20 protein-coding genes and 1 pseudogene are annotated in these 21,945 nt (G+C 64.7%); 8 read left to right on the plus strand and 13 right to left on the minus strand.

Translation table 11 applies throughout. The annotated features are described in order from the left end of the window. Window positions 1–35 precede the first annotated feature (35 nt). The 4 genes from AC0L2F_RS12085 to radA form a co-directional block, all read right to left on the minus strand. A complete protein-coding gene (locus AC0L2F_RS12085) occupies window positions 36–776 on the minus strand; it encodes an SDR family NAD(P)-dependent oxidoreductase (RefSeq protein ID WP_473248502.1) in 741 nt (246 codons plus the stop codon). 162 nt (window positions 777–938) lie between these two features. Then, window positions 939–2,444, minus strand: a complete 1,506-nt coding sequence (purF, locus tag AC0L2F_RS12090; protein ID WP_473248503.1) for an amidophosphoribosyltransferase — start codon at window positions 2,442–2,444, stop codon at window positions 939–941. 28 nt (window positions 2,445–2,472) lie between these two features. After that, complete coding sequence (locus AC0L2F_RS12095) at window positions 2,473–3,102, minus strand: CvpA family protein (protein WP_007592055.1); 630 nt, start codon at window positions 3,100–3,102, stop codon at window positions 2,473–2,475. Between the two features lie 165 nt (window positions 3,103–3,267). Continuing rightward, window positions 3,268–4,713, minus strand: coding sequence for a DNA repair protein RadA (gene radA, locus AC0L2F_RS12100; RefSeq protein WP_473248504.1), 1,446 nt, complete (start codon window positions 4,711–4,713; stop codon window positions 3,268–3,270). Between the two features lie 221 nt (window positions 4,714–4,934). Between radA and AC0L2F_RS12105 the strand changes: the two genes are divergently transcribed. Continuing rightward, window positions 4,935–6,089, plus strand: a complete 1,155-nt coding sequence (locus tag AC0L2F_RS12105; RefSeq protein WP_473248506.1) for an ABC transporter substrate-binding protein — start codon at window positions 4,935–4,937, stop codon at window positions 6,087–6,089. Continuing rightward, entirely contained in the window at window positions 6,089–8,158 is a 2,070-nt protein-coding gene (locus AC0L2F_RS12110) for a putative bifunctional diguanylate cyclase/phosphodiesterase (protein ID WP_063992720.1), read from the plus strand. The genes AC0L2F_RS12105 and AC0L2F_RS12110 overlap by 1 nt, the downstream gene beginning before the upstream one ends. An 11-nt stretch (window positions 8,159–8,169) precedes the next feature. Here AC0L2F_RS12110 and AC0L2F_RS12115 read toward each other — a convergent pair whose 3' ends face one another. Then, window positions 8,170–8,895 (minus strand): sulfite exporter TauE/SafE family protein, encoded by a 726-nt coding sequence (locus AC0L2F_RS12115; protein WP_473248507.1) that lies wholly within the window; start codon window positions 8,893–8,895, stop codon window positions 8,170–8,172. A 196-nt stretch (window positions 8,896–9,091) separates the two neighbouring features. Here AC0L2F_RS12115 and AC0L2F_RS12120 point away from each other — a divergent pair, with 196 nt between their 5' ends. The 3 genes from AC0L2F_RS12120 (at window position 9,092) to AC0L2F_RS12130 (ending at window position 11,567) form a co-directional block, all read left to right on the plus strand. After that, on the plus strand, window positions 9,092–9,964 hold the full coding sequence (locus AC0L2F_RS12120) for a L,D-transpeptidase (protein WP_473248508.1): 873 nt from the start codon (window positions 9,092–9,094) through the stop codon (window positions 9,962–9,964). Window positions 9,965–10,284: 320 nt separating this feature from the next. Beyond that, window positions 10,285–10,653 carry a GFA family protein gene (locus AC0L2F_RS12125; protein WP_007609295.1) on the plus strand — a complete coding sequence of 123 codons (369 nt, stop codon included), beginning with the start codon at window positions 10,285–10,287 and terminating at the stop codon, window positions 10,651–10,653. Between the two features lie 98 nt (window positions 10,654–10,751). After that, window positions 10,752–11,567: a hypothetical protein gene (locus tag AC0L2F_RS12130; protein WP_473248509.1), complete on the plus strand. Its 816-nt coding sequence runs from the start codon at window positions 10,752–10,754 to the stop codon at window positions 11,565–11,567. Between the two features lies 1 nt (window position 11,568). On the opposite strand, the gene AC0L2F_RS12135 is transcribed toward AC0L2F_RS12130, so the two are convergent. After that, a complete protein-coding gene (locus tag AC0L2F_RS12135) occupies window positions 11,569–12,339 on the minus strand; it encodes an exodeoxyribonuclease III (RefSeq protein WP_007609306.1) in 771 nt (256 codons plus the stop codon). A 40-nt stretch (window positions 12,340–12,379) separates the two neighbouring features. Here AC0L2F_RS12135 and AC0L2F_RS12140 point away from each other — a divergent pair, with 40 nt between their 5' ends. Next, a complete protein-coding gene (locus AC0L2F_RS12140) occupies window positions 12,380–12,598 on the plus strand; it encodes a hypothetical protein (protein WP_473248510.1) in 219 nt (72 codons plus the stop codon). A gap of 12 nt (window positions 12,599–12,610) precedes the next feature. Here AC0L2F_RS12140 and alr read toward each other — a convergent pair whose 3' ends face one another. The 3 genes from alr to AC0L2F_RS12155 all read right to left on the minus strand — a co-directional run bounded on the left by alr (window position 12,611) and on the right by AC0L2F_RS12155 (window position 17,458). Beyond that, window positions 12,611–13,891 (minus strand): alanine racemase, encoded by a 1,281-nt coding sequence (gene alr, locus AC0L2F_RS12145; protein ID WP_473248525.1) that lies wholly within the window; start codon window positions 13,889–13,891, stop codon window positions 12,611–12,613. A 51-nt stretch (window positions 13,892–13,942) separates the two neighbouring features. Next, on the minus strand, window positions 13,943–15,451 hold the full coding sequence (locus AC0L2F_RS12150) for a replicative DNA helicase (protein ID WP_063992714.1): 1,509 nt from the start codon (window positions 15,449–15,451) through the stop codon (window positions 13,943–13,945). Window positions 15,452–16,207: 756 nt separating this feature from the next. After that, window positions 16,208–17,458 carry a class I SAM-dependent methyltransferase gene (locus tag AC0L2F_RS12155; protein ID WP_473248511.1) on the minus strand — a complete coding sequence of 417 codons (1,251 nt, stop codon included), beginning with the start codon at window positions 17,456–17,458 and terminating at the stop codon, window positions 16,208–16,210. 281 nt (window positions 17,459–17,739) lie between these two features. Here AC0L2F_RS12155 and AC0L2F_RS12160 point away from each other — a divergent pair, with 281 nt between their 5' ends. Further along, window positions 17,740–18,774, plus strand: coding sequence for a hypothetical protein (locus AC0L2F_RS12160; RefSeq protein ID WP_473248512.1), 1,035 nt, complete (start codon window positions 17,740–17,742; stop codon window positions 18,772–18,774). A gap of 54 nt (window positions 18,775–18,828) precedes the next feature. Further along, window positions 18,829–19,043: pseudogene (locus AC0L2F_RS12165) on the plus strand (hotdog family protein); the annotation flags it as partial. A 37-nt stretch (window positions 19,044–19,080) separates the two neighbouring features. Here the strand turns inward: AC0L2F_RS12165 and rplI are convergent. From rplI to rpsF, 4 genes are all read right to left on the minus strand, one after another. Beyond that, window positions 19,081–19,686, minus strand: a complete 606-nt coding sequence (gene rplI / locus AC0L2F_RS12170; protein WP_473248513.1) for a 50S ribosomal protein L9 — start codon at window positions 19,684–19,686, stop codon at window positions 19,081–19,083. Between the two features lie 63 nt (window positions 19,687–19,749). Beyond that, entirely contained in the window at window positions 19,750–20,727 is a 978-nt protein-coding gene (locus AC0L2F_RS12175) for a hypothetical protein (protein WP_007609317.1), read from the minus strand. A 129-nt stretch (window positions 20,728–20,856) separates the two neighbouring features. After that, window positions 20,857–21,096: a 30S ribosomal protein S18 gene (gene rpsR, locus AC0L2F_RS12180; protein ID WP_007592020.1), complete on the minus strand. Its 240-nt coding sequence runs from the start codon at window positions 21,094–21,096 to the stop codon at window positions 20,857–20,859. 5 nt (window positions 21,097–21,101) lie between these two features. After that, complete coding sequence (rpsF, locus tag AC0L2F_RS12185; protein ID WP_007609318.1) at window positions 21,102–21,614, minus strand: 30S ribosomal protein S6; 513 nt, start codon at window positions 21,612–21,614, stop codon at window positions 21,102–21,104. Window positions 21,615–21,945 lie beyond the last annotated feature (331 nt).

Genomic DNA, 21,945 nt, shown 5'->3' on the forward strand with positions numbered 1-21,945 from the left:
GCGGGCAGTCAATCGCGGGGAGGCCGTCAAGTCAATCAGGCCGGCGAGCGGAAGCTCATCAGGCTGCGGGTCTTGTAGTCGTAGAACTTGCCGGTCTCGGTCCAATCAGGCGCGCACATCGGCACGATGAATTCGGCGACCTGCTCGGCTGTATCGAGTGTCGCCGGATCCTCGCCCGGCATCAGCGTGGCACGCATCCGGGTGCGGACCGGGCCGGGATTGAACAAATTGACGCGCAGCTTGGTATTCGCGGTCTCCTGCGCCCAGGCGCGCGCCAGCGTTTCCAGCGCCGCCTTGGAGGCGGCGTAGGGACTGACATAGGCGGTGGCCTTGTTGGCAGCGCCGGAAGTGACGAACACCGCGCGGCCGGCGTCGGACTGCTTCAGCAGCGGCTCCATGCAGCGGATCAGCTGGAAGTTCGCGGAGACGTTGACCGCCATCACGTCGGTGAAGGCCTTCAGCTCGATATGGCCGATCGGCGAGGAGGGGCCGAGCACGCCGGCATTGCCGACGAGGATGTCGAGCTTGCCGTAGCGTTCGTGCAGGCCGGCGCCGAGCCGCGCGATGCCGTCGGTATCGGTGAGGTTGAGCGGCACCAGCGTGGCGCTGCCGCCGTCCTTGCGGATCTCGTCGTCGAGCTCTTCCAGCCCGCCCTGCGTACGCGCCACGGCGACGATATGAGCGCCGGCCTTGGCCAGCACCTTGGCTGTGGCAAAACCGATGCCGCGCGAGGCGCCGGTGACGAGAGCGATGCGGTTGGCGAGGGGATTTGTCATTGAAAGGTTCTATCCAGCGTCGTCCTGGCGAAAGCCAGGACCCACACGCCGTGACGTTTATGGCTAGGGAAGATGATTGTCACACCTTCTTCGAACCAGAGAGGCTTGTGGTAATGGGTCCTGGCTCCCGTGCGCAATTGCGCACTAGGCCAGGACGACAGCCTAGCTCGCCTCCGCCAGCAACGACAATTGCCGCGGCTGCTGCTCGGTCTGGGTCTGGTCGGTGAGGTGGGTCGGATAGGCCCCGGTGAAGCAATGGTCCGAGAACTTCGGATTGGCGGGGTCGCGGCCCGGCTCGCCCATGGCGCGGTACATGCCGTCGATCGACAGGAACGCGAGCGAGTCGGCGCCGATGATCTCGCGCATCTCTTCCAGCGAATGCGTCGCCGCAAGAAGACCGCCGCGGTCCGGCAGGTCGATGCCGTAATAGTCGGGATAGAGGATCGGCGGCGAGGCGAGGCGGAAATGCACTTCCTTGGCGCCTGCATCGCGCATCATGCGCACGATCTTCTTCGAGGTGGTGCCGCGCACCAGCGAATCGTCGATCAGGATGATGCGCTTGCCTTCGATCGCGGCGCGGTTGGCCGAATGCTTCATGCGCACGCCGGATTCGCGGATCGCCTGCGTCGGCTGGATGAAGGTGCGGCCGACATAATGATTGCGGATGATGCCGAGCTCGAACGGGATGCCGGAATGCTGGCTGTAGCCGACTGCGGCGGGGACGCCGGAATCCGGCACCGGCACCACGACGTCGACCGGCACGTGGCTCTCGCGCGCAAGCTGCGCACCGAAGGCCTTGCGCACCTCGTAGACCGAGCGGCCGTGGACGATGGAATCCGGACGGGAGAAGTAGATGTATTCGAAGATGCAGGGACGCGGCGCGATCGGCGGGAACGGCTTGTGAATGTCCTGCCCGTTCTCGTCGAACACGATAACCTCGCCGGGCTCGATGTCGCGGACGAAGCGCGCGCCGATGATGTCGAGTGCGCAGGTCTCGGAGGTCAGGATCGGGCAACCATCGAGTTCGCCGAGCACCAGCGGACGGATGCCGCGCGGATCGCGCGCGCCGACCAGCTTCTTGTTGGTCAGCGAGACCAGCGCATAGGCGCCTTCGATCTCGCGCAGCGCGTCGATATAGCGTTCGATGAAGCGGCTGCGCCTGGAGCGCGCGACCAAATGCAGGATCACCTCGGTGTCGGTGGTCGACTGCATCATCGCGCCGTTCTTCACGAGCTCGCGGCGCAGCGTCAGGCCGTTGGTGAGGTTGCCGTTGTGGGCGACCGCAAGGCCGCCGGCATTCAGTTCGGCGAACAGCGGCTGCACGTTGCGCAGGATGGTCGCGCCGGTGGTGGAATAGCGGACATGGCCGACTGCCATTGTGCCGGGCAGGCGGTCGATCACCTCGCGGCGGGAGAAGGTGTCGCCGACGAGGCCGAGGCGGCGTTCGGAATGAAAGCGGCCGCCGTCATAGGAGACGATGCCGGCGGCTTCCTGGCCACGGTGCTGAAGGGCGTGAAGGCCGAGCGCCGTGATGGCGGCGGCATCGGGGTGGCCGTAAATGCCGAAGACGCCGCATTCCTCGCGCAGCGTATCCCCCTCCAGATCGTCTTGAAGTTCCAGCGCGGCCGGGCCGAGATCACGTAGGGCGTCCTGGTCAGGATTTCGCATCTCGTCCGAGCCTCTCGTTAGGGCTTAATCAACGCGCCGCGGGTTTCTCGATCAGCTTTTTAAGGCTGTCACGAGCCGGTTTGCTGTATCCGTCGCCACTGCCCGAAGGCTGCTGCTCGGAATCAGTTTGCTCTTCATCTGGTTTGTTTTTCTTGAATCTCTTCAAGATGGTGTTCTCGGGGTCGTCAGGCAAGAGGGCCATCAGCCAATCCCCGGTTCCCTGCAGCACCACGCGGGATTTGGCTCCCGTAACCCAGTCCGGGCGCTGCTTGTCCGGCACCAGCCAGGTGAAGAACAGGAAGGCGACCACGACGATCAAAAGCCCGCGCGCCAGCCCGAACAGAAAGCCGAGGGTGCGGTCCAGCGCGCCAATGCGCGAATCCAGGATCATGTCGGAGATCCGCACCGTGATCACGGAGACCACGACCAGGGTGCCCACGAACACGCCGGCGACCACGACCACGCTCGCGACGGTATCGTTGTTGAAATAGGTCTTTGCGGTCGGCAGCAGCTTCGAGAATGAATAAAGAGTGACGATCGCCGCCGTGCCCCAAGCCGCGATCGACAGGATTTCGCGCATGAAGCCGCGAACCATGGCGAGCAGGCCCGAAATCAGCATCACACCGAGCAGGATCAGGTCGAGGATGGTTACTGGCATCGGCTGGTCTGGTCCGCTCGTACTTCAAGGTGCTCAGCGAATCGGTGCTTGGCCGCCGCCCTAAGTGAGGGCTAGACGACGTTCCCGGCAAGGCCGCAACCACGCAATCCCATGCTGCTTTTGTGACGGCTGTATAGCGGCGGGGGCGGGGGACGTCACCACCGGCTAACCCTCTCCACGGCGGAATCTTGCCGGTGTGGCATTTTTCTCTGCCGGAGCGCTCTGCTCGCCCCGCCGGGAGCCGCGCGCGGCGATCTCGGCGACCAGCGTCGTCAGGCTGTTGATCGCGTTCAGCGACAGGCCGGCATCGCCGCCGGCTTCGCCCCGGGCCGATTCGGGCAGCACGGCACGCTGGAAGCCGAGTTTTGCCGCTTCTTTCAGCCGGGCCGGGGTCTGCGCCACCGGGCGCACCACGCCGGACAGCGAGATCTCGCCGAAATAGACCGCATCGGTGGGTAACTGCGCATTAACCAGCGAGGACACCAGCGCCGCCGCGGCGGCCAGATCAGCCGCGGGCTCGTGGATGCGCAGGCCGCCGGCGACGTTCAGATAGACGTCGTGGCCGGACAGCTTGACGCCGCAATGGGCCTCCAGCACCGCCAGCACCATCGAAAGCCGGCTCGGATCCCAACCGACCACGGCCCGTCGCGGGGTGCCGAGCGAGGTCGGCGCCACCAGCGCCTGCAATTCGACCAGAACGGGCCTTGTGCCTTCGATGCCCGCGAAGACTGCGGTGCCGGGCGTGCCGAGATCGCGCTCCGACAAAAACAGCTCGGAGGGATTGGTGACTTCGCGCAGGCCAAGCCCGGTCATCTCGAACACGCCGATCTCGTCGGTCGGCCCGAAACGATTCTTCACGGCACGCAGGATGCGGAATTGCTGCGAGCCTTCGCCCTCGAACGACAGCACCGCATCGACCATGTGCTCGACCACGCGAGGGCCTGCGATCTGGCCGTCCTTGGTGACATGGCCGACCAGGATGATGGCCGCGCCGGTCCTTTTGGCAAAACGGATCAGGGCCTGCGCCGAAGCGCGCACCTGCGTCACCGTGCCGGGCGCCGATTCCACCGTGTCGGTCCACATCGTCTGGATCGAATCGATCACGATCAGCCGGGGCACCGCGCCCTCGGACAGCGTCGAGACGATGTCCTCGACCGACGTCTCGGCGGCGAGCTGCACCGGCGCATCCGACAGCCCTAGCCGTTCCGCGCGCAACCGCACCTGCGCGACCGCCTCTTCGCCGGAGATGTAGACGACGCGGTGCCCGGCGCGCGCGAGCAGGCTTGTGGCCTGCGTCAGCAGCGTCGACTTGCCGATGCCGGGATCGCCCCCGACCAGCAGCACCGAGCCGCGGACAAAGCCGCCGCCGGTCACGCGATCGAGCTCCGTCATGCCCGAGGACAGGCGCGGGGCGTCCTGGGTTTTTCCGGACAGGCTCTCCAGCGCGAACGTCCGCCCCTTTCGCTTGGAGCGGATCGACACCGGCACGCTGCCGGTCGTGTCCTCCTCCGCGAGCGTATTCCACTCGCCGCAGGACTCGCACTTGCCCTGCCAGCGGTTATAGGCCGCCCCGCAGTTCTGGCAGACGAAGGAAAGTGTGTTCTTGGCCATGAGGACAGCGAGCGCCCGGGGACAGCGAGTCGAGGGTTTCAGATTTGCTCATAGCACGGAATGACGGGTCAAGAGAGTGAGTCCGGGCGCACCTCGAATATCGCAATTCGGTACGCCGGATACACCCTTTGTTAGCTGTATGCCGCCGCAACAGGCCGGACTTTGCCAAATGTTAGCGGACGCGGGTCCAGCTTCGGAACCAATACGGGATGGCGAAACGAATGACGGGACTTTTGCGGATATTGCTTGCTGTGGGGGTCGTCTGCGGCTTTCTCATGCCGCCTGGCGCTAGGGCGGCCGACGCGAAGCGCCTCAACGTCGTCTTCGTCAACCCGGGCAAGACCGGCGAGGTCTATTGGGACATGGTTTCGCTGACCATGCAGGCCGCCGGCCGCAAGCTCGGCGCGCATGTCGAGGTGCTGACCAGCGAGCGCAATTACCGCACCATGCAGGAGCTCGGGTTCGGCGTGGTGGCACGCAGCGACAAGCCCGACTTCCTCATTCTCTCGAATGAGGAATCCGCAGCCGTCCCGATCATGGAGGCGGCCGAGGCCGCCGGGGTCAGGACGCTGCTGCTCTCGAACACGCTGATCGGCGACGATGCGGCGCGTCTTGGACCGCCGCGTCAAAAGCTCAAGACCTGGCTCGGCGACATCACGACGGATCTTCAGACCGCGGGCGCGCGGATGGCCAATGCCCTGATCGACGCGGCGCGTGCCGAGAAATGGCAGAGCCCGGACGGCAAGATCCACATTCTCGGCATCGGTGGCGACGAGATCACGCCGGCCTCGATCGCCCGCAACGCGGGTCTCAAGCTCGCGGTGGACGCCGCGCCCGACGTCGTGGTGGATCGGATGCTGTTCGCCAACTGGACGCGGTCGGAGGCCGAGCATGTCACCACGAATTATCTGAGCTGGGCCGCACGCAAGGAGATCCGGCCTGCGGGCATATGGGCCGGAAACGATCCGATGGCGCTCGGTGCGCTTCGCGCGGTGAGCGCTGCCGGCCTCACGCCCGGGCGGAACATCCAGCTGGTCGGCCTCAACTGGTCGGAGGATGCGCTGCGCGAGATCAAGGCGGGCCGCCTGCTCCTGACCGACGGCGGGCATTTCCTGCTCGGCGGCTGGTCGATCGTTCTCTTGCGCGACTACGCAGACGGCTGCGATTTCGCGGCCGTATCACCCCGCATCGAGGTCAAGACCTCCGCGATCACGCGCGACAACCTCGCTGCGGTCGGCGACCTCATCACCACGCGTGCCTTCGATCGGATCGATTTCGCGCGCTTCAAGGCCAAGGCAGGGCACTGCGGCCAGTACGACTTCTCCGTCGATGCGCTCATCTCGTCGCTGACCCCTGTGGAAGGCGCTGCCGACTGATGCGAAACGGTGACGATATGACCGGTCCGGATCGCAGGCAGCAGGTGGCGCCGCCGCGCTTGCGCTCGGTCGTCCGCGCAATGATCTGGGCCACCGTACCTGTTCTGTTGCTGGTACAATTGCTCGCCTCCGCCGGCGTCGAGGCCTCGAGCTTCTGGTCGCAGATCAGGCAGCTCGACGCCCGCATTGCCCGCGTCGCCGAGAGCCGCGCCGAGCTGATCGCCGAACCGCTCTGGAAGATGCGTTACGACCAGGTCACGAGCGTGCTCAACGAGATCATGCACGACGAGAGCATCGCCGCGGCGGCCGTTTACGATGATACCGGTATCGCGATTGCCCGCGTGCTGGCGCGCCCTGCGGGGCAGGCGGTGACGGAAGTCTCGCGTCCGATCAACTACAGCAACGGCAACATGGCGGTGCAAGCAGGCCGCATCGCGATCGTATATTCGCATGCGGCGCTCTACGCGGACGCGGGCAGCCGACTGGTGCTGCTGCTGGTCGTCGGCCTGTTGGGAACGTTTGCGACCCTGATCGCCATGCGGATCTCCGCCAACATCTTCATCGGCAGGCCGCTGGCGGCAATGATGTCCGCGATCCAGCGCAGCAAGCAGGACGGCCGCGCCTATCCTGCGGAAGTCAAATCCTCGAACGAGTTCGGTCAGCTCGCGCACGCCTTCAACGCCATGCAGCACACGACGTCTGGTGCGCTCGACCGGCTCGGCCACATGGCCGCACACGATCCGCTCACGGGGCTGCCCAATCGCCGCTCGCTATCCGAGCACCTCGCGACCCTCAGCCACGATGCCGGCTCGCCGGATGCGCTGATCGCGCTCTGCTTCATCGATCTCGACGACTTCAAGGGCATCAACGACACCTTTGGCCATGATTCCGGCGACAAGTTCCTGGTGCACATTTCCGCGCGCCTTCGTGGTGCGGTCGAACCGCAAGACTGGGTGGCGCGGCTCGGCGGCGATGAATTCGTCGTCATCCGACCCGAGGTCAGCAACGAGGAGAGCGCGCAGAGGTTTGCGCGCCACTTGCTGGATGCGATTTCCGAACCGATCCGGCTTCACGACAAGCAGGTCGTGCCGCGTGCCAGCATCGGCCTTGCCGTGCGCCGTGCCGGAGATCCCGAGCTTTCGCATCTGCCGGCGCTCGCCGACATCGCGCTCTACCATGCCAAGACCAAGGCGCCTGGCACGGTCGCGGTCCTCGACGAAGCGCTTCAGCGCGACTATCGCCGCCGCCGCGATCTCGAACTTGCCATTCCCACGGGCTTCGACGAGAGGCAATTCGAGGTCTGGTATCAAAGCCAGGTCGATCTCGAAAGCCACGACATCGTCGGCCTGGAAGCGCTGATCCGCTGGCGCCATCCGGAACATGGCGTGATCGGTCCGGGCGAATTCCTGCCGCTGATCGAGCGCAGCGGCAACAATGCGCGGCTGACGCGCTATGTGCTCACCGATGCCTGCCGCGCGCTGCAACACCTGGCTGCGGCCGGCAGGCCGCAGATCCGGATCGCGATCAATCTGCCGCCGTCCGAGCTCGCCGACCATTCGTTCGCCGCCGAGTTGCGCGCGACCTGCGGACGCTTCGACGTCGAGGCATCATTGCTGGAGCTCGAGATCACCGAGGGATCGCTGATCAACAACATGGCCAGCGCATCCGAGACACTGCACCGCCTGCGGCGCCTGGGCGCCACCATCGCGCTCGACGATTTCGGCACCGGCTACAGCTCACTCGCCCATCTCAGGCGGTTTCCGCTGGACAAGGTCAAGATCGACAAGGCCTTCATCAGCGAGATCCCCGACAGTGCGGAAGACAAGGCGATTGTGGGCGTCATCGCGTCGCTCGCCGGCACGCTGGGCCTCACTCTGGTGGCCGAAGGCATCGAGCGCGCCGAGCAGGCCCAGGCGATGCGCGAGATGGGCGTGAGGTTCGGCCAGGGCTTTCTCTATCATCGGCCGCAGCCCCTCGCGGCCGTGTTGCTATGGCTCGAGGGACGGCCGGCCCACCACAGCCGCGTCATCGAGGATAGCCCGTCGATCGCGCCCGAATTTGCCGTCTGAGCGCAGCGCGGCTACGGCTGCGCCGCATTCCACAGCATGGAGAGGCCGGCGGCGATCATGATCGCGTCCATCACCACGCGAAACATTTCGGGCTTCAGGCGCAGCACGAAGCGTTTGGCGATGAAGGCGCCCGCCATCAACGAAGATCCAGCGATCAGGCCTTTGACGAACACATCGCCGGTCAGCGCGCCGAACCGTTCGAAGGTCACGGATTTCGCGGCATAGAGCCCGAGCGAAGAAGCCGCTTCGGTGGCGAGGAAGGCGCCCCGGGACAAGCCGTAGAACAGGAATAGCGGGACGCTGAGCGGGCCGGTGGAGACGACGATGCCGGTGAGATAGCCGATGACGGCCCCGCCGATCGCCAGGTGCCATAGATTGGCCTTGAGATCGTGTCGCGCCAGCCAGTGTCGCACCGGCACCATCGCGATCAGGAAGACGCCGATGGCGAGATCGACGGCGTGCGAGGGCAGGGCCAGCAGCGTCCGCGCGCCGAGCACGGCGGCCGGAATGCCTGTCACCGAATAAGCCGCGCAGGCCCGCCAGTCGACCTCGCGCCACCAGGCCAGGATTCGTGAGAGATTGGCCATGACGGCGGCCACCGCCATGATCGGCACCGCCTCCTTTGGCCCGTAGGCATAGACCAGCACCGGCATCAGCATGATCGACGAGCCCGTGCCGACGATGCCGGAAATGGTGCCTGCGACGAGGCCGACGATGAGGACGAAGAGGAAAGCCAAAACGGTCTCCACGAATCGGGAGAGCTTAGCCGCGGCCAGCGGCGCGGGCGATTCGCGAGGCGAGGGAACCCTGTCTTGCCGAACGAGAGGCCGGCGTTAACCATCGCCGATGGTTCCAGTCTGAGCGAAATCGCTTCGAAGTTTCTTAAATCTTACTGGGTACCTCTCGTGAGCATAGTGACCTGGGGGAAGAGTAATGGGTAAGCGGGCCAAACGCGGAAAGGCGGAGACGTTCGCAATCCCGATGGCCGCGAGAGTTGCAATTGGCGCCGTGGCCGTTGGCGCATTGGGGTACGGTTTGCTGTCCCGGCCGACGAACCTGCAACCGGCACGAAAGCCGTCCGCGCACGAAGCTCAAGCGTCGTCAACTCCGGTTTACGTCGCAACGCCGGTTCATGCATCAGCTCCGGCACCGACGCCAGCCCCGGCTCCGCTTCCGGCCCCGGCGCCTCTGGTCGAACCACCAAAAGCGGCTGACGTTCCGGGAGCATTTGTTCGGCAGGTGGTTGACTACGCCAGCCGTCAGACGCCAGGCACCGTGATCATCGATACCAAGAACACATTCCTCTATTTCGTCCTGAACGACGCGCAAGCGCTGCGCTATGGCATCGGTGTTGGCCGCGAAGGTTTCACATGGTCCGGTGAGCAGACTGTGGCTCGCAAGGCAGAATGGCCCGATTGGCATCCGCCTGTTGAGATGGTCTCGCGTCAGCCTTATCTGCCGCGGTTCATGGCAGGCGGTCCTGGCAACCCGCTTGGCGCTCGGGCGATGTATCTGGGCGACACCGAATATCGAATTCACGGCACCAACAAGCCCGATACGATCGGGAAGCGGGTCTCGTCCGGCTGTATCCGGCTGACCAATGAGGACGTCGTTGACCTCTATGATCGCGTGAAAGTCGGCGCGAAAGTGATCGTGCTTCCGACAACCGTTGCCCGCCGACCACCCCAGGGAGCGCCGGCCGACGCCGCTTTCCGATTACCGGACCCGGCATCGCCGTCGAGCCGGCCCTCGGCAACTCACGCGCAGATGCCGTCACCTGGACCGAAGATCGCCGAGGCCCGGTAACGCGTGCTCGGTTTTCATCCTGCAACTGAGGACAAGGAGGCAATGCAAGGCGCCTACGAGGTCAGCTCCTGGCCCATCGCACCGTTTGCGTGTCGGGCGAAGTGTCTCGACCTGTGAAAACCTGCGTTTCGGGGTATGTGTAACCCATTGATTCGACAGCGGTCGGCTACTGTGCATGGGGTTGTTTTTGATGTTTTGTCGAGTTGGCGCGGCAAGTCGGTGCTCGCAGCACATGGGGCAACGCCGGCTGCGCGCTGCTGACAGCATGTTGGCAGCAGGGTCCGGCTACGACCATCTCCTGACAAAACGGAGAGCGGGTCATGCCGATCGAGGCAAGCTGTCATTGCGGTGAGACGGTGTTCGAGGTGACGGAGGCGCCCTCGAGCGTGACCCGTTGCACCTGCTCGCTCTGCGCCAAGCGCGGCGCCTTGTGGGCCTATTACACGCCGGCGCAGTTTCGGCTGCTGTCGCCGGCGGAGAACGTCGCGACCTATCTCTGGGGCAGCCGCACCGTCAAACACCATTTCTGCGCAAGCTGCGGCTGCGGCACCTATTCGGAGTCGCCGGACTGGTCGACCGGCAAGCCCGATTTCGACAATCCGAGGGTCGCCGTCAACGCGCGCCTGTTCGACGAATTCGATCTGGAGGCCGTGCCGGTGACCATGATCGATGGCAAGAATTTGTGGTGAGCATGCGCTCGCGCGCATGTCTGCTGCTCGTCCGTGCTCTTGAGGCATTCTTGAAAAGCTGATCTGTTTCCGGCCCGACAGAAAAAGGGAGGAAGCCGATGATGCGTCTTTTCGCGCGAGTGATGCTCGCGATGTGTCTGGCCGTTGTAGCCGGCTTCAATGCGCAGGCGCAGACCAAGCCCAAGGTCACCACGTCAGGACCGGATTTCCCCAAGGCGACGCTGTTCGTCGGCAACAGCTTCTTCTACTACAACAACGGCATGCCCGGACATCTCTCCTTCATGGAGCGGGCTGCGTATCCCGAAAATAAGGCGGCCTATCGCAACACCATGGCGACGATCGGCGGCTCCGGCCTCGATTGGCACGACATGGACAATCTGCTGCGGCCGGGCGGCCTCGGCGCCTATTCGTTCGACGAGCAGAACAACGTCGTTTTCAACAAGCCGGGCAGGCAGTACGACGCCGTCGTGATGATGGATTGCAGCCAGTGCCCGATCCATCCGCAGTTGAAGGACGCATTCGCGACCTTCGTGAAGAAGGACAGCGAGATCGTCCGCGCCCACGGCATGCGGCCGGTCCTGTTCATGTCCTGGGCTTACGCCGACAAGCCTGAAATGACCGAAGCGTTGGCCGACGCCTACACGATCGCAGGCAATGCCAATGATGCATTGGTGATCCCCGCAGGCCTTGCCTTTGCGCGTGTGCGCAAGCTGCAGCCGGAGCTCAATCTGTATGCGCCGGACAAGCGGCACCCGAGCCCCGCAGGCACGTATCTGGCGACCTGCGTGACGTTCGCCGCGCTGACCGGCCGCTCGCCGGTCGGCAATTCCTACACGATGGGACTGGATGCGCCGACGGTGGAGCTTCTGCAAAAAACAGCGTGGGACACGGTGCAGGAGTATTACGGGCGTTGACCTAGCGCAGCACGACCCACGCCGGTGCGTGGTCGCTCGCGCCTTCCTCGCCGCGAACCTTCTTGTCCACGCCGGCTTTTGCCAGGCGTGAGACGAGGGCAGGGCTGAGCAGGAGATGATCGAGCCGCAGGCCCGCATCGCGCGGCCAGCGGTTTCGCTTGTAGTCCCAGAAGGTGTAGATGCGCTGCTCCGGGTGCAGTTCGCGGATCGCGTCACACCAGCCTTGCGCCACCAGCGAGGCAAAGGCCGCACGGCTCTTCGGCTGGATCAAGGCATCCTTGTCCCACGAGCGCGTCGGATAGATGTCGATCTCATCAGGCGCAACGTTGTAGTCGCCGGCGAGCACCACGGGCAGGTCCTGCTTGATCAACGTTTTGGCGTGGCGCTTGAGCCGCGCGAACCAGTCGAGCTTGTAGTCGAATTTCGGTCCCGGCTGCGGATTGCCGTTCGGCAGGTAGATGCTGGTGACGATGACACCGCGTACCGCGGCCTCGATGTAGCGGGCTTCGTGATCGGCAGGCTTTCCCGGCAAGCGATCGCGGGTGAGAATGGGCTCGGCATTGCGGGCCAGAATCGCGACGCCGTTCCAGGTCTTCTGTCCACACCACACTGCGCCGTAACCGGCCTTTTCGATCGCGGCCGCCGGAAATTCGCCATCACTTGCCTTCAACTCCTGAAGTGCGACGACATCTGGCTTCGCCGTTCGCATCCATGCCAACAGATTGGGCAGGCGGCGATTGATGTTGTTGATGTTGAACGTCGCGATCTTCATGTAGAGCTACCGGCTCCTGACTTCCGTTACCGGAGAAACAATGTCCAAGTTGAGCTTTGCCGCAATTGCCGTCGCCGTTGCGTTCTCCGGGGTCGCCTCGGCACAATCATCCGATCCGCGCGGCGCGTGCAAGGCGGACTATGACAAATTCTGCGCCGGCCTTGCGCCGGGCGGCGGCATCGTCGCCTGCCTCAACGGCAAGCGCGATCAGCTCAGCGCAACCTGCAAGACGGCGCTGGACGGCAGGAAAAAGAAGTAGGCGGCGAGCCGCTCAGCCCGGCAGCGGCGGCGGGCTTGCGGGCTGCTCGATCGGTGGCGGAGCAGGCGGCTGCTGCTCGACCGCCTGCGCGGGAGCCGGCTTGGCCAGCGGCTCCACCACATTCCCGCCCTTGTAGATGCGGGCGTAGCGGCGACCGAGGCTGGTCAGCACCTCGTAGCCGATCGTGCCGAAATGATGCGCGAGCTCGTCGACGGTGATGCCCTCGCCGAGTAGCGTCACCATGTGGCCGCGCCGCGCCGCGTTCGGCGGCAGATCGGTGATGTCGATCGCGATCAGGTCCATCGAAACGCGGCCGGCGACGGGGCAGCGCTTGCCGGCGACGATGACCTCGGCGCCTCGGGTGCCGTCATTGGAGCTTGCGGCGCGGAAATAGCCGTCGGCATAACCGACCGCGATGATCGCGAGTTTCGTCGGCCGCCGCGCGGTCCAGGTGCCGCCATAGCCGACGCTCTCGCCGCGCTCGACATTGCGGATCTGCACGATGCGGGCCTTGAGGTCGACCACCGGCTGCATCGGATTGTCGGCCTCCGGCGTCGGGTTGACGCCGTAGAGCGCGGCGCCCGGCCGCACCATGTCGAACTGGAAGGGTGCGCCGAGGAAGACGCCGGACGAATTGGCGAGCGCCGCCGGCACGCCGGAGAATTCGCTGGCGATGCCGCGGAAGGCCGCGAGTTGCTTGGCGTTCACCGGGCTGTTGAGCTGCTCGGCCGAAACCAGATGGCTCATCACCAGCGTGATGCCGTGATCGCCGGCGTTGATGCGGGGAATGATGGCCTGCGCTTCCGCAAGCGTCAGGCCGAGCCGGTTCATGCCGGTGTCGATGTGGATGGCGGCGCCACCGGTCCAGCCGGTGCGGCGACAGAACACGTCCCATTCGGCGAGCTCGTTGAGATCGCCGATCACCGGGCGGCAGTTGATCTGGGCGTAGTGTTCGCCGGTGTTCTGGAAATAGCCCCCGAGCACGTAGATCGCAGGCTCCGGCACCGCCGCGCGCACCTTGCGCGCTTCCTCGATGGTAGCGACGAAGAAGGTCTTGCAGCCGGCCTTGTTCAGGGCACGGGCGACCTGCTCGGCGCCGCAGCCATAGCCGTCTGCCTTGATCACCGCCGAGCATTCGGCCGGCACCGCCGTCTTCTCGAGCTTGCGCCAATTGGCGATAATGGCATCGAGATCGACGGTGAGCACGCCGCCGAAGGTCGCGAGCGCGGCAGCCTGATTGGCCTCCGCGGAGAGAAGGCCGGATTGCGGGATCATTTTCGGGTCGGACGCCATTGTCATGGCGCCGTTTTACGCAAGAGGCCGGTCGGGTTCAACCCAGGGAACTCAGTAGTCGTTGCCGCTGCGGTCCGGCACCTGGCTGTCCGGCGCAAGATCGCCGAACCGTGTGATCGACGCTTCGAAGGCCACATCGACGGTGCCGGTCGGGCCGTGGCGCTGCTTGCCGATGATGACTTCGGCCTTGCCATGCGCAAGATCCATGTCCAAGCGCCATTTTTCGTGCTCCGGTGTGCCCGGGCGCGGCTCCTTGTTTCCGAGGTAATATTCCTCGCGGTAGACGAACAGCACGACGTCGGCGTCCTGCTCGATCGAGCCAGATTCGCGCAAGTCCGAGAGCTGCGGTCGCTTGTCGTCGCGCGACTCGACCTGGCGCGAGAGCTGCGAGAGCGCAATCACGGGCACGCTGAGTTCCTTGGCGAGCGCCTTCAAACTGGTCGTGATCTCGGTGATTTCCTGCACGCGGTTTTCGCTGCGCTTGCCCGAACCCGACAAGAGCTGGATGTAGTCGATGACGATGAGGTCGAGGCCCTTCTGCCGCTTCAGCCGGCGGGCGCGCGCCATAAGCTGCGCGATCGAGAGACCGCCGGTCTCGTCGACATAGAAGGGCAGCGACTGCAGTTCGATCGAGACCTCGCGGATCTTCTCGAAATCGGCCTCCGAGATGCCGCCGCGGCGGATCGAGGAGGAGGGAATGCCGGTGCGCTCGGCCACGATACGCGTGGCGAGCTGGTCGGCCGACATTTCGCAGGAGAAGAAGCCGATGACGCCGCCATGGGCGGCCTTCATGGTGCCGTCGGCCTGGAGTTCACCGACATAGGCCCGGGCGACGTTGTAGGCGATGTTGGTTGCGAGCGACGTCTTGCCCATGCCGGGGCGGCCGGCGACGATGATGAGGTCGGAGTGCTGCAATCCGCCCATCTTGGTGTCGAGGTCGCGCAGGCCCGTCGAGATGCCCGACAGCTTTCCGTCGCGCTGGAACGCTTTCGCGGCCAGATCGACCGCAAGCGTCAGCGCCTGCGAGAATTTCTGGAAGCCTCCGTCATAGCGGCCGGATTCGGCGAGTTCGTAGAGGCGGCGCTCGGCGTCCTCGATCTGCGCCCGCGGCGCGAAGTCGACCGGGGCGTCATAGGCGACATTGACCATGTCCTCGCCGATGCCGATGAGGTCGCGTCGCAATGCGAGATCGTAGATGGTCCGCCCATAATCCTGCGCATTGATGATGGTGGTCGCTTCGGCGGCGAGGCGCGCCAGATATTGCCCGATGGTCATGCCGCCGATGTCGGTGTCGGCGGGCAGGAAGGTCTTCAGCGTGACGGGCGTCGCGATCTTGCCCATCCGGATCAGGCTCGAGGCGGTCTCGAAGATGGTCTGGTGCAGCGGCTCGAAGTAATGCTTCGGCTCCAGGAAGTCGGAGACGCGGTAAAACGCGTCGTTGTTGACCAGGATCGCGCCCAGAAGGCTCTGTTCCGCCTCGATATTATGCGGCGCGCTGCGATAGGCGGGGGTTCCGACTTCGGGCGCAAGTTTGAGAACGTTCGAATCAGTCAGGGCCATGGTCGAGCGATAGCAATTTTCTGGGGCGGATGCGGGGCCGGGATAAAGCGCCGCCTCTGGCCAAAGCGGAAGCGAAAGCTCGCCGCTATCAACCGATCATTAAAATGGTGGATGATTGTTCGCCGCAGCCCGCGCCGCGCTTGACGGATTTTCGTGGAACCAGGTCGCGGCGCTGGAAGCGGCCGCTGCCGCGACACGGAAAACGCCGGATGAAGTGAACCTGATGGGTTGCCGGGCAGACCTATCGAGACGCGCGTGAATGACGCACGCTAGGCGCTTTTGGCTCGGTTCAGACCAGCAGGAGGTAGACCAGTGCAACCAGGGCCGCCCCGACGCCGGTAGCGATCAGGGCGTAATCGGTGCGGAGGTCGTCCTGCACGTCGAATGAGGTTTTGGTCTCGTTGCTCATGGCGACGGTCTAAGCCAGGGCCGACGAGACTTATGTGAAGCAGATCACATCTCCCCGGATTCTTTCGGGGGTCCAGCCGGAACAGGCTAGCGGGCGGGGGTTGTCTCCCGATCTGCCACCAGGGAACGAGGCAAGCGATGCGGCCAGAACGGCGGCTCCGGAATTGGCGAAGCGAAGCAGGCAGCCGGCTTTGGCTGTCGGGGCTGATCGCGGCCATGGAGCACGCTGAACGGCCGGAAGTGCGTCGGGAACCGGTCGCCCCCGAAATCCTGAAGGCGTTGCGGATGCAATTGGCCTTAACGGCCTCTTACCCTTCCGCTCCGGTTTCGACCCTGCGCCACTAGGCCTTATTCACCAGCCAACTTCAGTCTCGGCGTGGCGCCGGCTTCGACGGCCCGCAGCCGGGCTTCTTCACGCGCGATGTAGTTGCGCGTCATCGGCACGACGCCCTGGCGGCGGGTGAGTTGAATCTGGAAGTTCATCATATCCTGCTTGCGGAACGTCATCTCGCTGGCTGCCAGATAAAATTCCCACATCAGCGCGAAGCGCTCGTCATACAGCTGCACGGCTTCTTCGCGTCGCGCCATGAAGCGTTCGCGCCATGCCTTGAGCGTTTCGGCGTAATGCAGGCGCAGAATCTCGATGTCGCAGACCAGCAGGCCCGCGCGCTCGATCGCCGGCAGCACCTCCGAGAGAGCGGGGATGTAGCCGCCGGGAAAGATGTATTTGGCGATCCAGGGATTGGTGGAGTCCGGGCCCTGCGAACGGCCGATCGAGTGCAGCAGCATGACGCCGTCCTTGTCCAACAGCTCGGCGCAGCGCTGGAAGTAGGTGTCGTAGAAGCGGGCGCCGACATGCTCCAACATGCCGACTGAGACGACGCGGTCGAACGGACCGGCGATGTCGCGATAATCCTGAAGCAGGAATTTGGCCGATCCGGTCAGGCCCTTTTCGGCTGCGCGCGCATTGGCGATCTGCAATTGCTCGGTCGACAACGTGATGCCGGTGACGTCAGCACCTGCGATCTCGGCGAGATAGAGCCCAAGTCCGCCCCAGCCCGAGCCGATGTCGAGGACGCGCTGGCCGCTCTTGACGAGCAGCTTTGCGGCAACGTGCCGCTTCTTGGCGAGCTGTGCATCGTCGAGCGTGCTCTCCGGCGTCTCGAAATAGGCGCAGCTGTATTGCTTGTCGGCGTCGAGGAAGAGCGAATAGAGCCTTGCATCGAGATCGTAATGGTGTGCGACGTTGCTGCGGGATCGCGGGCGCGGATTGAACTGCTTCAGGTGCCGCACCAGATAGCGCAGGTGCCACCAGGGTTTTGCCCAGTGCGGCAATAGGTCGGGTTGATCGAGCAGGATCGCGAGGGCATCAGCTATGGTGCCGTGCTCGACGACGAACTCGCCGTCCATGTAGGCCTCGCCAAGCCCGAGCTCGGGATTGACGAGGATCTTCCGCTCTGCGTCCGCGGTGACGAAGCGGACTGCGACCGGTTCGCCCGAGCCGTCGCCGACGGTGAACTTCGAGCCCTTCGCCGTGGTCACCGTCATCGACCCGCGGCGGATGAATTGAGACAGGAATTGACGCAACAATCGATCCATCGGCACCCATCCTCTCGAGCGAACCCGAAGAGATGCGACTAACCCGGCCTTTCACACCCTACGCCCGGGCATCTCAGCGGTTCCTATGCGTTTGCATCTAGATCTAAGGAGGTGGCCCGGGCCCGCTATTGCGCTGTGCTCAAAGCGGATATTCCAAAACCGCTTAATCACATCCTTGCGCGCGCAGCCTGCTTCCATTCGCGGCTCAATCGGATAAAAGGTGACCCGCCGCGGCGCCGCCTGCCGGCTGCACCTCTCGGAATTCAATGGAGATGATGGGAATGTCGAGCCGAGCGCTCAGCCTCGCGACGATCTTGCTTCTGATCGGCTTCGGCGCGACCGATACCGTTCTCGCGCAGGCGACGAACCTCGAGGCCGGCAAGGCCCCATCCCAGCTTTTCGCGCAGACCTGCAATGCATGTCACAAAAGCCCGCGCGGCCTGTTGAAGACGGTGGCGCCGGGCTCGCTGCCAGGCTTTCTGCGTCAGCATTACACGACCAGCCCCGACATGGCCGGCGTGCTTGCCTCGTACCTCGTCTCCAACGGGGCCACCGACACCCGCTACCAGGCGAAGGACGGCCATAAGGACGGCAAGGACAGGAAGGACGGCGCCAAGGAAAAGGAAGCCAATACCAATCCCGCGCAGTCCCCTGAACATCAGGGCCGCCGGCAACGTTCTCAGGAATCCGCCAAGCCGGAAGGCGAGGGTGCCGCTCCCGCGGCCGAGGGCGCGCGTCAGAAGCGCGCCGCGCGGCCGGCCGAAGAAGGAACGAAGGAAGGCGCGAAGCCCGAGGGCCAGGCCGCACCCGAAGGGCGCAAGGCCAAGCGTCTCGGCAAGCGCGGCAAGCCCGCAAGTGATGAGGCGCCGAAGGTCGATGCCGCGGCGCCGACAGCAGACGACAAGAAGAGCGAGCCGAAGGTCGAGTCCAAGCCCGAAACAAAGCCCGAGACAAAACCCGAGACTGCGAAGGTGGATTCCGGCGAGGCAAAATCCGACGGCAGCAAATCTGAAGGCGGTAAGCCGTCCGAGAAGCCCGCCGAGGCCAAGCCGGAAAGCGCCAAGGTGGAGCCGCGCGGCAGCGAAGCTCCGACGTTGCGGCCCGATCCGGTGCCGCAGGTAACGCCGGCCGCACCGTCCGCCGCGAAGCCTCCCGAGCCAGCTGCGCCCAAGGCGGCGGAAGAGGCTGCTCCCAAGCCCGCCGCGAGGTCCGAACCGCCAGCGAAGTCGCAGGATCCGGCGCCGCCCGCGACCGCTGCGGCCCCGCCGGCGCCTGCCGAATCGTCCGGTCCGCCGGCGCCGCCGATTTCGCGATAAGCGACCACATTTTTTAGTCACGCGAAGGCGCGCTCTGGCGCGGCTTTCGTCGTCTTGGAATACAAGCTCAATCTTGTTGTCGCCCGCGGCCGGCGAGAAGCCGATTTGCCGGGCGAGGGTGATCAAGCCGGGGCGTCAGGTCTCCGTGGTCGCAGCCGACGTTTTCTGCGTCGGCGACGGCGTCGAGAAACCATACGGCAACGGCGCTCGCCTCGATCGCGATGTTCAGCGAGGACGTTGCCGCTAAAACGAAAAGCCCGGCCGCCTGAGGCGACCGGGCTTCGAAAGCCTGCGCGAGCGCGAGGCTTACTTCTCGGTCTCTTCCGCAGCCGGCGTCGGCTCGGCGCCGTCCTGCAGGGCTTCCGGGTCGAAGAACTCGCCGGCGGCTGCGATCGCTTCGGCCGCAGCATCCCGGTCTTCGTTCCGGCTCGAAATGTCCTCGCCGCGATTGATGCGCTCGGCCTCGTCCTGGCTGCGCGCCACGGTGACGCTGATCTCGACCTCGACCTCGGGGTGGATGGCGACCGTGATGGTGTGCTTGCCGATGGTCTTGATCGGCGCGTCGAGCTGAACCTGCGGGCGCGACAGCGAAACACCGTCGGCTTCGAACGCCACGACGATGTCGCGCACGTTGACCGAGCCGAACAGTTGGCCGGCCTCCGAAGCTTGACGGATCACGATGATGTTCTTGCCCTGGATCTTCTCGGCGACCTTCGACGCCTCGCCCTTGGACTCAAGGTTGCGAGCCTCGAGCTCGGCCTTCATGCCGTCGTACTTGGCACGGTTGTCGGCGGTGGCGCGCAGCGCCTTGCCGCGCTTGAGCAGGAAATTGCGGGCATAGCCGTCGCGAACCTTCACGACTTCGCCCATGTGACCGAGCTTGTTGACGCGTTCCAGCAAAATGACTTCCATATTCGTTCTCCTTTGATGTGTTGAGTGAGTTGGAATTTCGAACGTGAACTTTCGGACTTGAACTCAAGAGGTCGGCAGTGGCGGCGGCTGGCGCGTACGAAGGAAGCGTTCGCGGAGGCCGAACACGGCATCGGCGAGGCCGAGGATCACCATCGCGATGACGGGCCATCCGAACACGACCACGACGGCGTAGGTCGAGCCGAGCCAGAAGGTGCGGCTCTTCAGCGCCAGCGTCAGCGTATGCAGCACGGCAAAGCCGGTCAGCGCATATCCCATCATCAGCGCAGCCGTCGCAATTTGCGCCGCGATCGCAAGCAGTCCGCCGGTGAAGCAGAACGCCAGCGCGATGCAGAGCGCCACGAGCGTCATCGGCGGCAGCTCCGCCGTCATCAGGTCCGGCCAGGGGCGCCGCAGCCGGCCCGACGTCGCTGTGACCTTGGTGCTGAGCCAGAGGTTGAGGGTCAGCGTCATCATCGCAACGATGGTGGCACCGGCCGGCAAGATACGCACCAATGCGCCGACGAATTGGTCGGTCTCGCCGGAGCTCTGCGGGTCGGCGGCGCGGAGGAGGCGCATCAAGCCACGGCGCAGCGTGCCGGTGATGGTCTCGGCGTCGGTGCCGATCGTGAGCAGCGCGGCGATCGTGGTCAGTGTGGCGAAGCCCGCGATCCACAGCAGGATGCGGCCGACCGGATACCATTCGAGCGCAGGCTCGGTAGGCGGCTCGGCGGCGGCCTGCGGCGCGGTGGGGCCGACCTGCCGGCTCAGCAGGACGAGATGGCCGAGCCACCAGGCCGGCAATGCGACGGTGACAGCGAAGGCGATGCAGTAGGGCAGGCCGAACAGCGCGCCGAGGCCAACCGCGGCGGCGATGCCGCCGAGGCTCGCGCAAAGCGGTCCCCAGCCGATCGAAGCGACCATCAGCGGCAGCGGTGCGAGATAGAACAGGACGAGCGAGATCAGCGCGCCCGAAATGATCGAGGCGAACATCAGGGCCGACGCGGCGCCGGCGATCAGGGCTATCAGTCCAAAAGCCATCATCAGCTGTCCCGCTCCCTTCGAGCGGTTAGAGGCATCTCGCCCCAACCATCGGCGACCGGACGACCCGGAAGCCTTATGAGAAACCAGGTGGTACGGCCGGCGGCGATGTCGCCGCCGGCCGAATTCGTCTTAGCGAATGACGTAGGGCAGCAGGCCCAGGAACCGTGCGCGCTTGATGGCGCGGGCGAGCTCACGCTGCTTCTTCGCGGACACGGCGGTGATGCGGCTCGGCACGATCTTGCCGCGCTCGGAGACGTAACGCATCAGCAGCTTGGAGTCCTTGTAGTCGATCTTCGGAGCATTCGCGCCCGTGAACGGGCAGCTCTTGCGGCGACGGAAAAACGGGCGGCGTGCACCAGCTTCAGCCATTGTTCTTACTCCCCATCCGTCGTGGTGGTGGTGGTTTCAGCGTCTTCGCGCGGACGGCGCGGACCGCGGTCACCGCGGAAGCCGCCACCTTCACGATCGCCACCACGGAAACCACCCTCACGGTCGCCGCGGAAGCCACCGCCTTCACGATCGCCACGGAAGCCGCCGCCACGGTCGTCACGCTCGCGGTCACGGTCGGCCTTGCGCATCATCGCGGACGGGCCTTCCTCGAGCTCCTCGACGCGGACGCTGAGATAGCGGATCACGTCTTCGCTGATACGCTCCTGGCGCTCGATCTCGGCGATCGCCGCGGACGGCGCGTCGATGTTGAGCAGCACGAAATGCGCCTTGCGATTCTTGTTCATGCGGTAGGTGAGGGAGCGTACGCCCCAATTCTCGGTCTTGGTGACCTTGCCGCCGAGACCCTCGACGATGCCGGTCATCTGCGCAGTCAGCTCTTCGACCTGCTGCGTGCTCGCGTCTTGGCGCGCGAGAAAAACATGCTCATAGAGAGCCATGGAAGTCCTTTCCTCATGTTGGCGCATCGCCCGGCGTCAAGCCCTTAAGAGGCCTTCGGAAAGGACTCTGGGATGAAGCTCAGAAGGCGGAAACACGGGACGACGGGCCGACTGGCCCTGCCACACCAAAATCACGAATGATTTGCTGAGACCGTCCGTTCAGCTCCCGGCCGGGGTCTGCGGATGGGCGCGTTATACGGATTTCGGCCGACTTGGCAAGGTTGCAGGCGCCGTTTTCGGCGCGGCGGTCCCGATGCGGGCGGGTCGATCCCCCGCCGGCTACCATACCGGCTTGATTTATTTGTTTGTATATCATACAAATAAGTCAGCG

The organism is Bradyrhizobium sp. Ken64, assembly GCF_055807555.1.